Here is a 14,085-nt window from a genome sequence, read left to right on the forward strand (position 1 = left end):
CCGTACAAGCGTCCCCCCGGGTGAATGGCAGGCGTTTCCCGGCGCCGGGACCGACGGTACGTCACACTCCTTGCGCCGCCGCACGGTAGCCTCGCCATCAACGTGGCCCGCCCGGCCACGGCCGTTCCGCCCGTTCCCAAGACGGCCCGCTCTGCCCGGAGGTTCCGGTGACGACACGTGGAGTCCTGTACGTGCACTCCGCGCCGCGCGCGCTGTGCCCGCACGTCGAGTGGGCCGTCGCCGGGGTGCTCGGCACGCGCGTCAGCCTGGACTGGATCCGGCAGCCCGCCGCACCGGGCACCTGGCGCTCGGAGTTCTCCTGGCAGGGCCAGGCGGGCACGGCCTCCAAACTCGCCTCCGCCCTGCGCGGCTGGCACCTGCTGCGTTTCGAGGTCACCGCCGAGCCCAGCGCCACCGCCGAGGGGGAGCGCTACAGCTGCACCCCCGACCTCGGCATCTTCCACGCCGTCACCGGCATCCACGGCGACATCCTCATCCCCGAGGACCGCCTGCGCGCGGCGCTGGTGCGCGCCCGGCAGGACGGGACCGACCTGGAGGCGGAGATCGCCAGGCTCCTGGGCAAGCCCTGGGACGACGAACTGGAACCGTTCAGGTACGCGGGCGAGGGCGCCCCGGTCCGCTGGCTGCACCAGGTCGTCTGAGAACACGCCCCGGGGGCGAGGCCCCCGAGGGGCGTGGGGAGCCGCACGGCCGGCCCGGCGGACCCGCACACGGTGCACCACGGGCCCCGCGACGACGACGGCCCGGACCCCCACGGGGGTCCGGGCCGCACACGTCCGGCGATCACACCGTCCGGAACGCCAGCACCACGTTGTGCCCGCCGAACCCGAACGAGTCGTTCAGCGCGGCGATGCGTCCCTCGACCGGCAGCTTGCGCGCCTCGCCGCGGACGACGTCCGCGTTGGCCGCGGCCTCCGGGTCGAGGTTCTCGACGTTGATGGTCGGCGGCGCCACCCGGTGGTACAGCGCGAGCACCGTCGCCACCGACTCGACACCACCGGCACCACCCAGCAGGTGGCCCGTCATCGACTTGGTCGCCGACACCGCGATGTGGTCGGTGTGGTCACCGAACACCTTCCGCAGCGCCTTCAGCTCGGCGATGTCACCGGCCGGCGTCGACGTGGCGTGCGCGTTGACGTGCACGATCTGAGCCGGGTCCAGGTCGGTGCGCTCCAGCAGGTTCTGCAGGGCGTGCGCGATGCCGCGCCCCTCCGGCTCCGGCTGCACGATGTCGTGGCTGTCGGCGGAGATGCCCTGGCCGACCGCCTCGGCGTACACCCGCGCACCGCGCCTGGCGGCGTGCTCGGCGGACTCCAGGACGATCACGCCGGCGCCCTCGCCGAGGACGAAGCCGTCGCGGGCGACGTCGTAGGGACGCGAGGCGCCCTGCGGGTCGTCGTTGTTCTTCGACATCGCCATCATGTTGCCGAACGCGGCGATGGGCAGCGGGTGGATCGCCGCCTCCGTGCCGCCCGCGACGACGACGTCGGCGCGGCCGGTGCGGATCATCTCGATGGCGTAGCCGATGGCCTCGGCGCCCGACGCGCACGCGGAGACCGGGGTGTGCACGCCCGCGCGGGCGCCCACGGCCAGGCCCACGTTCGCCGACGGACTGTTCGGCATCAGCATGGGGACGGTGTGCGGGGAGACGCGGCGGACGCCCTTCTCCTTCAGCACGTCGTACTGGTCCAGCAGGGTCGTCACGCCGCCGATGCCGGAGGCGATGACCGCGCCCAGCCGGTCCGGGTCGACGTCGGCGCCCTCACCGGCCTTGGCCTCGAAACCGGCGTCGGCCCAGGCCTCCTTGGCCGCGACCAGCGCGAACTGCGCCGAGCGGTCCAGGCGGCGGGCCTGCGGCCGGGGGATGACCTCGGTCGGCTCCACGGCGACCGGGGCCGCGATGCGGACCGCCTGCTCGGCGGCCCAGTCCTGCTCCAGGGGCTTGACGCCGGAGCGTCCGGCGACCAGGCCCTCCCAGGTAGAGGCTGCGTCGCCACCCAGCGGTGTGGTTGCGCCGATACCGGTGACGACCACGGTGCGATTGGTCGAGCTCACGGGAATTCTCTCTCCAACGTTGACGAGGATCAGCGGCGCCACCGCCGGGTGGCGGGGCCGGTGCACCGGCCCAGGCAGGCTCAGGCCTGGTGCTTGAGGATGTAGTCGGTCGCGTCGCCGACGGTCTTGAGGTTCTTGACGTCCTCGTCCGGGATCTTGACGTCGAAACGCTCTTCGGCGGCGACGACGACCTCGACCATGGACAGCGAGTCGACGTCCAGGTCGTCGGTGAAGGACTTGTCCAGCTGGACGTCCTCAACCGGGATGCCGGCGATCTCGTTCACGATCTCCGCGAGACCGGCGACGATCTCTTCCTGAGTGGCGGCCATGGTGGCGCTCCTTCGTTGTATCCAGAGGGTTGGGCAGTTCTTCCCGTGCCGGACCGCGTGATCCGGCACGGAGTGCCTAGGGGAGGGTAACGACAGTCGCTGCGTAGACGAGACCCGCCCCGAAACCGATGACGAGCGCGGTGTCGCCGCTCTTCGCCTCGCCGGTCGCCAGGAGCCGCTCCATCGCGAGCGGGATCGAGGCGGCCGAGGTGTTGCCGGTGGTGCGGATGTCACGGGCGACCGTGACGTGCTCCGGCAGTTTGAGGGTCTTCACCATCGAGTCGATGATCCGCACGTTGGCCTGGTGCGGGATGAAGACGTCCAGGTCGTCCGAGGTGATCCCGGCCGCGTCCAGCGCCTGCTGGGCGACCTTCGCCATCTCGAACACGGCCCAGCGGAACACCGCCTGGCCCTCCTGCGTGAGCGCAGGGAACTTGACGTTGCCGTTGCGGTCCAGGGGGAGCCCGGAGAGGTCCCCGCTGCGGAAGCGGTCCCACGGCACGGTCTGCTTGATGGTGTCGGCCTTGTCGCCCTCCGAGCCCCAGACCGTCGGACCGATCGCCGGCTCCTGGGACGGGCCGACCACGACCGCGCCCGCGCCGTCGCCGAACAGGAAGGCCGTCGCCCGGTCCTCCAGGTCGGTCAGGTCGCTGAGGCGCTCCACGCCGATGACGAGGACGTACTCCGCCGAGCCCTCGACGACCATGCCCTTGGCGAGGGTCAGGCCGTAGCCGAAGCCCGCGCAGCCGGCGGAGATGTCGAAGGCGGCGGCCTTGTCCGTACCCAGCTTGTCGGCGATCTCGGTGGCGATGGCCGGGGTCTGGCTGAAGTGCGAGACGGTCGAGACCACCACGGCGCCGATCTGCTCGGCGGCGATCCCGGCGTTCGCGATCGCCTTGCCGGAGGCCTCGATCGACATCGCCGCGACGGTCTCCTCCGGCGACGCCCAGTGCCGGGTCTCGATGCCGGAGCGCGAGCGGATCCACTCGTCGGACGAGTCGATCGTCTCCAGGATCACCTCGTTCGGCACGACCCGGACCGGACGGTAGCCGCCCACGCCGAGGATGCGCGCGTACGGGGCGCCCTTGCCGGGTTTGATCTTCGCCATGCGGTCGGCTCCTTGTCAGGCGCCCGCCGCGTCAGCGGCAGGTGCTGCGGCCTCGGAGACGAGCTCGCGGGCCGCGTCGAGGTCGGCGGGGGTCTTCAGGGCCAGCGTCCGGACGCCGGGCAGGGCGCGCTTGGCGAGCCCGGTGAGGGTGCCGCCCGGGCAGACCTCCAGCAGGGCGGTGACGCCGCGCTCCTTGAAGGTCTCCATGCACAGGTCCCAGCGGACCGGGTTGGCGACCTGCCCCACCAGGCGCTCCAGCACCTCGGTACCGGAGGCGACGGCCCGGCCGTCCTTGTTGGAGACGTAGACGACCCCGGGGTCGGCGGGCGTCAGGGCCTCGGCGGCCTTCGCCAGCGCGTCGACCGCGGGGGCCATGTGGGAGGTGTGGAAGGCGCCGGCGACCTGGAGCCTGACGATCTTGCGGACGCCCTCGGGCGGTTCGGCCTCCAGCGCGGCGAGCTGCTCCTTGGTGCCGGCCGCGACGATCTGGCCCGCGCCGTTGATGTTCGCCGGGGTCAGGCCCAGCTTCTCCAGGTGCGCGAGGCTCACCTCGGGGTCGCCGCCGAGCAGGGCCGCCATGCCGGTCTCGGTGACCGCGGCGGCCTCGGCCATGGCCAGGCCCCGGGTGCGCACGAGGGTCAGCGCGGCGGTGTCGTCGAGGACGCCCGCCAAGGCGGCGGCGGTGATCTCGCCGACGCTGTGTCCCGCGACCGCGCCCGGCGCGATGTCCGTGATGTCACCGAGTGCCGAGGCGGACAGCAGTCCGGCCGCGACGAGGAGCGGCTGGGCGACAGCCGTGTCCCGGATCGCGTCCGCGTCGGCCCGGGTGCCGTAGTGGACGAGGTCGAGTCCGATGGCGTCGGACCAGGCGCCGACACGGTCGGCGGCGCCGGGCAGTTCGAGCCAGGGAGTCAGGAAGCCGGGCGTCTGGGCGCCCTGGCCGGGAGCGACGAGTACGAGCACTCTCACACTCTCTCTTGGGGACGGCCACGGCCGCCCGTGGGGACAAGGACGAAGAACAGGAGGGGGTTTTGTGGAGCTCCGACAAAACCTTAGGACTGCGGATCGCCGTCGGCCAGACGCCCCAGGATCAGGGCGATTCGCAGTGTGAACGCAGAGCGTACATCGGAAGGGGACCAGCCGGTGACGTCAGTCACACGTCGGAGCCGGTAGCGCACGGTGTTGGGGTGAACGAACAGCATCCGCGCGGCGCCTTCGAGGCTGCTGGCCTGTTCGAGATAGACACTGAGCGTCTCCAGCAGCGCGGCCCCGGCCTCCTCCAGCGGTCTGTAGATCTCCTCCACCAACTGCTCACGGGCCGAGGGGTCCCCGGCGATCGCGCGCTCCGGGAGCAGATCGTCCGCCAGGACCGGCCGCGGGGCGTCCTGCCAGGCGGAACACGCCTTGAGCCCCGCGGCGGCGGCCTGCGCGGACCGGGTCGCGGCCAGCAGGTCCTGCACCACCGGGCCCGCCACGACCGGCCCCGCCGCGAACGGCCCGATCAGCGACCTGGCCACGGCCAGCGGGTTGTCGCTGCCGCCCGCGATGACCACCAGCCGGTCCCCGAGCACCCCGGTCAGCACCTGGAGCTTGGCGTGCCGGGCGGCCCGCCGGATGGCCTCCACCGTCAGCTCGGAATCCCCGTCGGGCGCCGTGCCCAGCACCACGCACACGTGCTCGGGCGAGTTCCAGCCGAGCGCGGCGGCCCGGGAGACGGCCCCCTCGTCGGCCTCCCCGCTGAGCACCGCGTTCACCACCAGCGACTCCAGCCGCGCGTCCCAGGCACCGCGTGCCTCGGCGGCCTGGGCGTAGACCTGGGCGGTGGCGAAGGCGATCTCGCGGGCGTACACCAGCAGCGCCTCGCGCAGCACGGACTCGTCGCCCGGGGCCGCCACCTCGTCGATGGCGGACTCCATGACCTCGATGGTGGTGCGCACCATCTCCACGGTCTGCCGCAGCGTGATGGCCCGGGTCAGCTCGCGCGGCGCCGTGCCGAAGACGTCGGTGGAGATGGCCTGCGGGGCGTCCGGGCGCCGGAACCACTCGGTGAAGGCGGCGATGCCGGCCTGCGCGACCAGCCCGATCCAGGAACGGTTCTCCGGGGGCATGGCCCGGTACCAGGGCAGCGTCTCGTCCATCCGCGCGATGGCCTGCGCGGCGAGGGACCCGGAGGACTTCTCCAGGCGCTTCAGGGTCGCCGCGTGCGGATGGAGGGCGCGGACCGTGGCGTCGTGCTTGCTGGTTTCGGGTTCGGGCACGGGGACAAGACTGCCTCATCCGGACGGGTGTGCGTGCCGCCGGGTCTACCGTGGAGCTCGTGATGGACGTACGGCGCGCGGACGAGCGCTACCGGGGCGGCGATCCGGCGGCCGGGATCGAGACGCGGCACGCCTTCTCCTTCGGCCCCCACTACGACCCCGGCAACCTCCGCTTCGGCGCGCTGACCGCCTGCAACGAGGAGCGCCTGGCGCCCGGCGCCGGCTTCGCCGAGCACCCGCACAGCCACACGGAGATCGTGACCTGGGTGGTGGAGGGCGAGCTGACCCACCGCGACTCCACGGGCCGTGAGACGGTGGTCCGCCCCGGCGACCTCCAGCGCCTGAGCGCGGCGTCGGGCGTGCGGCACGTCGAACGCAACGACGGCTCGGCGCCCCTGACCTTCCTGCAGATGTGGCTGGTCCCGCGCGACCCCGGCGGCGAACCCCGCTACGAGGTCGTCCGCTCCCTTGCGGACGCCACGCCGCACGCCGTCCCCGAGGCGGGCGCGGTGCTGCACGTGCGCCGCCTGGCGGCGGGGGAGCGGACGGCCGTGCCCGACGCGGCGTACGCGTACGCCCACGTCGTGCGCGGCCGGGTGCGCCTGGACGGCGAGGAGCTGGGCCCCGGCGACGCGGCCCGCGTCACGGACGCCGGGGGCCTGGAGGCGGTGGCGGTGACGCGGGCGGAACTGCTGCTCTGGGAGATGGCCCGCTAGGGCCTGTCGTCGCACTCCTGCCTGCCCCGCGACGCCCCGCACGCCCTCTCGCCGCACCGGGCGCGGACCCGGGTACATCCCGTACGAGGGCCCGTGCCCGGCACGCCGGGAGCACGCACCCGACGCCGCGGGGTCCACCCTCCGGGCGGACGACGGGAGTTCGACGACAGGCCCTAGGCCTGCCGTCGAAGGGCCCGGCCGGTCCCCGCCGGTGCGGCGTCAGCCGATCTCCGCCAGCACGGCGTCCGTGAACGCCGGCCACGCCTCGGTCGCCCACGGCCCGAACGCCCGGTCCGTCAGCGCCACGCAGGCGGCACGCGCGTCCGGGTCGACCCACAGGAACGTGCCGGACTGGCCGAAGTGGCCGAAGGTGCGCGGTGAGGACGAAGACCCCGTCCAGTGCGGCGACTTGGCGTCGCGGATCTCGAAACCGAGCCCCCAGTCGTTGGGGTTCTGGTGGCCGTACCCGGGCAGGACGCCCTTGGTCCCCGGGTACTGCACGGTCATCGCCTCGGCGACGGTCCGGGGGTCCAGCAGCCGGGGCGCCTGCACCTCGGCCGCGAAGCGCAGCAGGTCCTCCACCGTGGACACCCCGTCCTTGGCGGGCGAGCCCTGGAGCGTCGTCGACGTCATCCCCAGCGGCTCCAGCACCGCCTGGCGCAGGTACTCCCCGAAGGGGATGTCCGTCGCCTTCGCGAGGTGGTCCCCGAGCTGTTCGAACCCGGCGTTGGAGTACAGCCGCCGCTCCCCGGGCGCGGACATCACCCGGTGCTCGTCGAAGGCGAGCCCGGAGGTGTGCGCCAGCAGGTGCCGCACGGTCGCGCCCTGCGGCCCGGCGGGCTCGTCGAGCTCGACCGCCCCCTCCTCGTGGGCGACGAGCACCGCGTACGCCGCGAGCGGCTTGGTGACCGAGGCCAGCGGGAAGCGCCGGCCGGTCGGCCCGTGGGTGCCCAGGACGGTGCCGTCCGCCCGTACGACGCCCGCCGCGGCGGTGGGAACCGGCCAGTTCTCGATCAGTGCGAGGCTCTTCAAGGACATGTCCGTGAGCCTAAGCCGCTCACGGGCACGGCCGCACCGAGGGGTCCGGCCCCGCCGCGTACGGTCCCTCGCGGAGCCGGCGGACACGGCGGGGCCCCGTCGGCGCCGGCCGGGGGACGGTTCCCCGTCCTGCTGATTTCTTGCCGGTTCCGCTTGCTTGGAGTGCACTCCAGGGCCCTAGCGTGGGGGCCATGACGGTGATGGAGACCACAGGCACCACTGCCGACAGCTGCGCGGGCCCGCCCCGGCAGAACCGGCGCCCGGACGGCGAGGACCGCTACACGATCAGCGAAGTCGCGTCCCTCACCGGACTGACGGCGCACACCCTGCGCTGGTACGAGCGCATCGGGCTGATGCCGCACATCGACCGGTCCCACACCGGCCAGCGGCGCTACACCAACCGCGACCTGGACTGGCTGGACCTCGTCGGCAAGCTCCGCCTGACCGGCATGCCGGTCGCGGACATGGTCCGGTACGCGGAACTGGTGCGCGAGGGCGACCACACCTACGGCGAGCGCTTCGCGCTGCTCAAGGCGACCCGCGAGGACGTCCTGACGAGGATCGCCGAACTCCAGGACACGCTCGCCGTGCTCGACCGGAAGATCAATTTCTATGCGGACGCCGGGCGCGCCCTGGCGTCGGAGAGGTCCCGATGACGGACGGCAGGATCGCGAAGGTGGCGTTGGGCACGGGCGGCCCGGAGGTGGGTGTCCAGGGCCTGGGCTGCATGGGCATGAGTTTCGCCTACGGCCCCGTGGACGCGGACGCCTCGCGCGCCACCCTGGAACGGGCGCTGGAACTGGGCGTCACCCTGTACGACACCGCCGACCAGTACGGCGCGGGGGAGAACGAGCGGTTCCTGTCACCCTTCTTCAAGGCGCACCGGGACGAGGTGGTCGTCGCCACCAAGTTCGCCCTGCAGATCCCGCCGGACGACCCGACCAGGCGGATCATCCGCAACGACCCGCCGTATATCCGCCAGGCCGTCGAGGCGAGCCTGAAGCGCCTCGGCCTCGACGTGATCGACCTCTACTACATGCACCGGCGCGACGTGAACGTGCCGATCGAGGAGAGCGTCGGCACGATGGCCGAGCTGGTCCGCGAGGGCAAGGTCAGGCACCTCGGCCTGAGCGAGGTCACGGCGCAGGAGCTGCGTGCCGCGCAGGAGGTGCACCCGATCGCCGCCCTGCAGTCGGAGTGGTCGCTGTTCAGCCGCGACATCGAGGCGAACGTGGTCCCGGCGGCCCGGGAACTGGGCGTGGCCCTGGTCCCCTACTCCCCGCTCGGCCGCGGCTTCCTCACGGGCTCCTTCGTCAACGCCGAGACGGACCTCACGGCCGACGACTTCCGCCGCCAGCAGCCCCGCTTCACCGGTGAGAACGCGGCCGCCAACGCGGCGCTGCTGGAGCCGGTCCGGACCGTCGCCGGGCACCACGGAGCCACCCTCGGCCAGATCGCCCTGGCATGGGTCCAGCAGCAGGCGGCGGTGCACGGGCTGACGGTCGTCCCCATCCCGGGCACCCGCAAGCCGGGCCGCGTGGAGGAGAACCTGGCGGCCACGCGGATCACGCTGACCGAGGAGGAGCTGACCCTGCTGGAGCCCATCGCCGCGCAGGTGGCGGGCGACCGCTACTCGGACATGGCGCTCACTTCGGCCGGCCGCGAGTAGCGTCCCGGGGCGCGGGCCGGCCGCGGACGACCCGCGCGCGACGGGGAGTTGCCGGCGGACGCTACAGCTCCGCCAGCAACTCCGCCTTCTTCACGGAGAACTCCTCGTCCGTCACCAGCCCGGCCCGGTGCAGCTCCCCGAGGTGCCGGATCCGCTCGGCGACGCCGGCGGGGTCACGGCGCGGCCCGGGCGCGGGCACGGCGGCCACCGGCCCGCCCCTGCGCACCGCCGCCAGCACCGCGGCGACGAACGGCAGCGACTCGTGGACCGGCCCGTACCCGAGCCCGAAGACGACGGCCGCCGGATCGTGGTCGGCCTGCGCGGGCGGGCCGGCCGCGTCGCGCCGCACCAACCGCAGGTAGCCCTCGAACAGTTCGGGGGAGCGCCACTCCACCCCGCTCAGGCCGGTGACCGGGAACGTCTGGTCGCCGGCCTTCCACTTCGCCGAGGAGGCCCCGGTCCAGAACCACCGGAACGACACCGAGGTCCCGTCGAAGGACGCCTTCCCGTCGTACGCCTTGAACCGCAGCGGAGCCTCGGGCGCCGCCACCAGGTGCCGGCCGGCCGGCCCGGACTCCGTCAGCCGCGCGCGCAGTTCGTCGGCGTAGTACTCGGCGAGCACCTCCCGCTCGGCGGGCAGCACCAGCCGGTAGGGGTCGCAGTCCTCCTTCAGCTGTCCCGCCGCCGCCTCCATCAGCGGGTCCGCCCCCGGCCGCGGCGGGGCGTGCAGCACGACGGTGCCGCGCCTGCCGGGCGTCAGCGTCACCCCGGCGATCGCCTCCAGGGGGATCCGGCGTTCCCCCAGCGCCTGGAAGAGCTTCGGTGTGCGAATCCCCCGTTCGTAACGGATGAGCACGGAGTCGGACTCGAACTCCCAGGTGGCATGAAATCCGGCCAGTACGTCACCCATGTGGCTCATCGTATGCGGCACGCGCCCTTTCGTCCCCTGCCCGCGCACACCGCGGTTCCCGCCGCTCCGAGGGCCTGGCGCCGCGGGGCAGGCGGGAGTTCGACGACAGGCCCTATGCGCGTCGGGCCCCCGCCGCACCGGACAGATCCGCCCGGCAGGCGTCGTCCCCGCGCGCGCAGCGCACCGCGTCGTAGGCGCCGACGCCGATCTCGGCGAAGTTCGCCAGGCTCTCCGTACCGGGTTCGAAGTAGCCGCTGTGCCCCCGCGCGCCGCGCGCCGACAGCACGCGCGCCCCGAACCCGGCGGACATCGGGTCGGCTCCGTGGCCGAGCCCGCCGACCTCCAGGTACGGCACCTCCTGCACCCAGTCGTCGGCGTCCCGCATCGCCCAGACACGGGCACCGGTGCGCAGGTGGGAGGCCTTCTCGACCCGCATGCCGGGGCTGCCGGCCACCGCGATGTCGGTCACCCGGCCGGGCAGCCGGTGCGCGGCCAGCCCGCACACCACGGAACCGTAGCTGTGGCAGAACAGCGAGACGGGCGCCTCGCCGGGCAGCGCGCGCACCAGCGCGTCCAGCCGGGCGGCGCCGACCTCGGCGCGCATCGCCGTGGCCGCGTCCATGCCGACCCCGCTGGGCGCCGTGTAGTCGGCCCAGGCGATCACGGCCGTCCGGGTCGCGGGACGCGCCGTGCGCTCGGCCGCGTACAGGGACCGGGCCATGCCGACGGGCGCCGCGTACTTGCGGTGGGTGCGCTGGAAGGTGAGCAGGTCGGTGTCGACGCCGGGGACGACGACGGAGACCCGCTCGGCCCCGCGCAGGTCGCCGAAGACCTCGGCGACCCGGCCGGAGCCGTCCGGGTCGAAGGCGAGGATGTGACGGTCCTGCCGCATCAGCGCCGCGAAGCGGTGCATCCGGCGGCCCGCCGCCTGCTGCCCGGCCGGGGTGAGGCTGCTGTCGCGCATGCGTCTCCGCTCCACCGTGCGCGCCTGTCCGAGCGCGATGCGGTTGGCGTGGTAGCGCAGTTCGACCGGGGCGCCGTTCATGTTGCCGACGGCGAGCGGGTAGCGCCGGGCCAGGGCCGCGCGCTGGTGCTCGCCGAGGGAGGCGAAGAAGCGGGCCAGCCGGGTGGGGGCGGAGTGCGGGTCAGGGAGCCGGCGCCCGTCGATCCGGCCGCGCTCCCAGGCGCTGAGCGAGGCCTGGAGCGGTGCCGCGCCGCGCTGGTGGCGCAGCGCGGTCCAGCCGGTGGTCGCCAGCATCACGAACACCACGGCCAGCGCGAGCAGGGCGCGCCAGACGTTCAGGGGCGGGGAGGTGTCGAAGGAAGTCACTGAAAGGACACACTAAGAGAACGAGACGGTCTCGCGTTAACCAAGTGAGCGGGATCACGTTTCGGCACCGCGATACGGGGTTCAGTCCGTACGCCAGTTCCCCAGCAGGGCCGGGCCCAGCTCGTCGAGGTGGGCGGTCGCGAGCTCGCGCATGGCCGCCACGCTGAAGTCGCCCCCCGCGGACCAGATGCGCTCCGTTACACGGAGCACCCCGCCGAAGGCGGCCACCAGGGTCCGCGGCCGCGGATCCGCGTCCACGTCGAGCCCCTCGCGCTCGGCGACGATCCGGGCGAGCTCCTCCTCCAGCTCGGTCGCGCGCCGCAGGTGGGCGGCGAGCAGCGCGGGCGTCGACTCGATCACCCGATAGACGCGCATGTGCAGGTCGATCGGCACGATCTGCCCGACGGCCTCGTTGATGGTGTCCCAGTTCTCCAGCAGGGCCCGGCGCAGCGCCTCCAGCGGGGCCTCGCCGGGCGGGCGTTCCCGGACGGCCGCGACGAAGTGCGACTCCGCGAGCCGCGGCACGAAGAACGTCACCTCCTCCTTGCTGGCGAAGTAGCGGAAGAACGTGCGCTGCGAGACGTCGGCGGCCGCCGCGATCTCGTCGACGGTCGTCTCCTCGTACCCGCGTGTGGTGAACAGTTCGAGGGCGGCCCGCAACAGGGCGTCACGGGTGCGCTGTTTCTTGCGTTCGCGCAGGCCCGGAAGCCTGTGATCGCTGTCCACCGTCTTCAAGGGGCCTTCTCCTCCGCACTGTTTCCCCAGTTCAGGCTATACGGGGATGTCGTGTCAGTAACCGACTTGTGAATCGGTTTGTCAAATGTCAGCGACTGTCACTAGTCTCGAATGTATGACTAGTCAGACCACCGTCGGCACACCGGGGCCAGGGGACGGGACGCAGGCGACCCCACCGGGCGCGACACCGGCCAAGGGGCTGCGCGGCCATCCGTGGCTCACCCTCGTCACCGTCGCCGTGGGGGTCATGATGGTGGCCCTCGACGGCACCATCGTGGCCATCGCCAACCCGGCCATCCAGAAGGACCTGAGCGCCACCTTCGCCGAGGTCCAGTGGATCACCAACGGCTACTTCCTCGCCCTCGCGGTCGCCCTGATCACCGCGGGCAAGCTCGGTGACCGCTTCGGCCACCGGCAGACCTTCCTCATCGGCGTGGTCGGCTTCGCCGCCGCCTCGGGGGCCATCGGCCTGTCGAGCAGCATCGCGCTGGTCGTCACCTTCCGTGTCCTCCAGGGCCTGTTCGGCGCGCTGCTGATGCCGGCCGCGCTCGGCCTGCTGCGGGCCACCTTCCCCGCCGAGAAGCTCAACATGGCCATCGGCATCTGGGGCATGGTCATCGGCGCCTCCACCGCGGGCGGCCCGATCCTCGGCGGTGTCCTCGTCGAGCACGTCAACTGGCAGTCGGTGTTCTTCATCAACGTGCCGGTCGGCGTCCTCGCGGTCGTCCTCGGCGTGTGGATCCTGCTGGACCACCGAGCCGAGAACGCCCCCCGCTCCTTCGACGTCCTCGGCATCGCGCTGCTGTCGGCCGCGATGTTCTGCCTGGTCTGGGCGCTCATCAAGGCCCCGGAGTGGGGCTGGGGCGACGGCAGGACCTGGGCGTTCATCGCCGCCTCCGCCGTCGGCTTCGCGCTCTTCTCCTTCTGGGAGACGAAGGTCAAGGAGCCGCTCGTCCCGCTGGGCCTGTTCCGCTCCGTGCCCCTGTCGGCGGGTGTGGTGCTGATGGTCCTGATGGCCATCGCCTTCATGGGCGGCCTGTTCTTCGTGACGTTCTACCTGCAGAACGTGCACGGCATGAGCCCGGTCGACGCCGGCCTGCACCTGCTGCCGCTCACCGGCATGATGATCGTCGGCTCCCCGCTCGCGGGCGTGATGATCACCAAGTTCGGCCCGCGCCTCCCGCTGGCCGGCGGCATGGCGCTCACCGCGATCGCCATGTACGGCATGTCCACGCTCCAGGCGGACACGGGCAGCGGCATCATGTCCGTCTGGTTCGCCCTGCTGGGCCTCGGCCTCGCGCCCGTCATGGTCGGCGCGACCGAGGTCATCGTCGGCAACGCCCCCATGGAGCTCTCCGGCGTCGCCGGCGGCCTCCAGCAGGCCGCGATGCAGATCGGCGGCAGCCTCGGCACGGCCGTGCTGGGCGCCGTGATGGCCTCCAAGGTCGACAACGACCTGCCCGGCAACTGGAAGGAGGCGGGGCTTCCGCAGCTCACCCCGGAGCAGCTGGACCAGGCCTCCGAGGCGGTCCAGGTCGGTGTGGCGCCGGTGGCCCCGGACACGCCCGGGCCGATCGCCGCGAAGATCACCGAGGTCGCGCACGACACCTTCATCTCCGGCATGGGCCTGGCGTCCCTGGTCGCCGCGGGCGTCGCGGCGGTGGCGGTGCTGGTCGCGTTCCTCACCAAGCGCGGGGAGAACGCGGAGGCCGGCGCGGGCGTCGGGCACATCTGACCGGCCGTCCCGCGGCCCGGGGCGGTTCGCCTGTCAGGGTGAACCGCGCCCCGGCCCCTCCCCTCCGGAGCGCGCCGCAGGTCACAGTGGGTCAAGTCCTCCGCAGGGCATGGGGGACGGCCGGCTGCGGCGCGCTGCCGGAGGGGGGTGGCGCGCAGGCAGCGGGATTGACCGCCGTATC

14 protein-coding genes are annotated in these 14,085 nt (G+C 72.9%); 5 read left to right on the forward strand and 9 right to left on the reverse strand.

Annotated features, from left to right (window positions below; all coding sequences use genetic code 11):
• The first annotated feature begins 167 nt into the window (after positions 1 to 167).
• Positions 168 to 662 (forward strand): DUF3145 domain-containing protein, encoded by a 495-nt coding sequence (locus tag AB0L29_RS16950; RefSeq protein WP_365827809.1) that lies wholly within the window; start codon positions 168 to 170, stop codon positions 660 to 662.
• 142 nt (positions 663 to 804) lie between these two features.
• Here the strand turns inward: AB0L29_RS16950 and fabF are convergent, their stop codons facing one another.
• From fabF to fasR, 5 genes are all read right to left on the reverse strand, one after another.
• A complete protein-coding gene (fabF, locus tag AB0L29_RS16955) occupies positions 805 to 2,076 on the reverse strand; it encodes a beta-ketoacyl-ACP synthase II (protein ID WP_365827811.1) in 1,272 nt (423 codons plus the stop codon).
• A gap of 80 nt (positions 2,077 to 2,156) precedes the next feature.
• Complete coding sequence (locus AB0L29_RS16960; RefSeq protein ID WP_030341284.1) at positions 2,157 to 2,405, reverse strand: acyl carrier protein; 249 nt, start codon at positions 2,403 to 2,405, stop codon at positions 2,157 to 2,159.
• 76 nt (positions 2,406 to 2,481) lie between these two features.
• On the reverse strand, positions 2,482 to 3,513 hold the full coding sequence (locus AB0L29_RS16965) for a ketoacyl-ACP synthase III (RefSeq protein WP_365827813.1): 1,032 nt from the start codon (positions 3,511 to 3,513) through the stop codon (positions 2,482 to 2,484).
• Positions 3,514 to 3,528: 15 nt separating this feature from the next.
• On the reverse strand, positions 3,529 to 4,476 hold the full coding sequence (locus AB0L29_RS16970) for an ACP S-malonyltransferase (protein WP_365827815.1): 948 nt from the start codon (positions 4,474 to 4,476) through the stop codon (positions 3,529 to 3,531).
• An 89-nt stretch (positions 4,477 to 4,565) separates the two neighbouring features.
• Positions 4,566 to 5,771, reverse strand: coding sequence for a fatty acid biosynthesis transcriptional regulator FasR (gene fasR / locus AB0L29_RS16975; protein WP_365827817.1), 1,206 nt, complete (start codon positions 5,769 to 5,771; stop codon positions 4,566 to 4,568).
• Between the two features lie 62 nt (positions 5,772 to 5,833).
• Here fasR and AB0L29_RS16980 point away from each other — a divergent pair, with 62 nt between their 5' ends.
• Positions 5,834 to 6,487, forward strand: coding sequence for a pirin family protein (locus AB0L29_RS16980; protein ID WP_365827819.1), 654 nt, complete (start codon positions 5,834 to 5,836; stop codon positions 6,485 to 6,487).
• Between the two features lie 219 nt (positions 6,488 to 6,706).
• Here the strand turns inward: AB0L29_RS16980 and AB0L29_RS16985 are convergent, their stop codons facing one another.
• On the reverse strand, positions 6,707 to 7,525 hold the full coding sequence (locus AB0L29_RS16985; RefSeq protein ID WP_365827821.1) for a serine hydrolase domain-containing protein: 819 nt from the start codon (positions 7,523 to 7,525) through the stop codon (positions 6,707 to 6,709).
• Positions 7,526 to 7,716: 191 nt separating this feature from the next.
• On the opposite strand from AB0L29_RS16985, the gene AB0L29_RS16990 reads away from it, so the two are divergent.
• Both AB0L29_RS16990 and AB0L29_RS16995 read left to right on the forward strand, forming a co-directional pair.
• Positions 7,717 to 8,181 carry a MerR family transcriptional regulator gene (locus tag AB0L29_RS16990; protein WP_365827823.1) on the forward strand — a complete coding sequence of 155 codons (465 nt, stop codon included), beginning with the start codon at positions 7,717 to 7,719 and terminating at the stop codon, positions 8,179 to 8,181.
• A complete protein-coding gene (locus AB0L29_RS16995) occupies positions 8,178 to 9,194 on the forward strand; it encodes an aldo/keto reductase (protein WP_365827825.1) in 1,017 nt (338 codons plus the stop codon). The genes AB0L29_RS16990 and AB0L29_RS16995 overlap by 4 nt, the downstream gene beginning before the upstream one ends.
• 61 nt (positions 9,195 to 9,255) lie before the next feature.
• Here the strand turns inward: AB0L29_RS16995 and AB0L29_RS17000 are convergent, their stop codons facing one another.
• The 3 genes from AB0L29_RS17000 to AB0L29_RS17010 all read right to left on the reverse strand — a co-directional run bounded on the left by AB0L29_RS17000 (position 9,256) and on the right by AB0L29_RS17010 (position 12,169).
• Positions 9,256 to 10,104: a DUF4429 domain-containing protein gene (locus tag AB0L29_RS17000; protein WP_365827827.1), complete on the reverse strand. Its 849-nt coding sequence runs from the start codon at positions 10,102 to 10,104 to the stop codon at positions 9,256 to 9,258.
• A 112-nt stretch (positions 10,105 to 10,216) separates the two neighbouring features.
• A complete protein-coding gene (locus AB0L29_RS17005) occupies positions 10,217 to 11,434 on the reverse strand; it encodes an alpha/beta hydrolase (RefSeq protein WP_365827829.1) in 1,218 nt (405 codons plus the stop codon).
• Between the two features lie 81 nt (positions 11,435 to 11,515).
• Positions 11,516 to 12,169, reverse strand: a complete 654-nt coding sequence (locus AB0L29_RS17010; protein ID WP_365827831.1) for a TetR family transcriptional regulator — start codon at positions 12,167 to 12,169, stop codon at positions 11,516 to 11,518.
• A 115-nt stretch (positions 12,170 to 12,284) separates the two neighbouring features.
• Here AB0L29_RS17010 and AB0L29_RS17015 point away from each other — a divergent pair, with 115 nt between their 5' ends.
• The gene (locus AB0L29_RS17015; RefSeq protein ID WP_365827833.1) at positions 12,285 to 13,904 is read left to right on the forward strand and encodes an MFS transporter; all 1,620 of its coding nucleotides are present in this window, start codon (positions 12,285 to 12,287) and stop codon (positions 13,902 to 13,904) included.
• Positions 13,905 to 14,085 lie beyond the last annotated feature (181 nt).

Source organism: Streptomyces sp. NPDC052701 (assembly GCF_040678355.1).
In the GTDB taxonomy this organism is placed as follows: Bacteria; Actinomycetota; Actinomycetes; order Streptomycetales; family Streptomycetaceae; genus Streptomyces.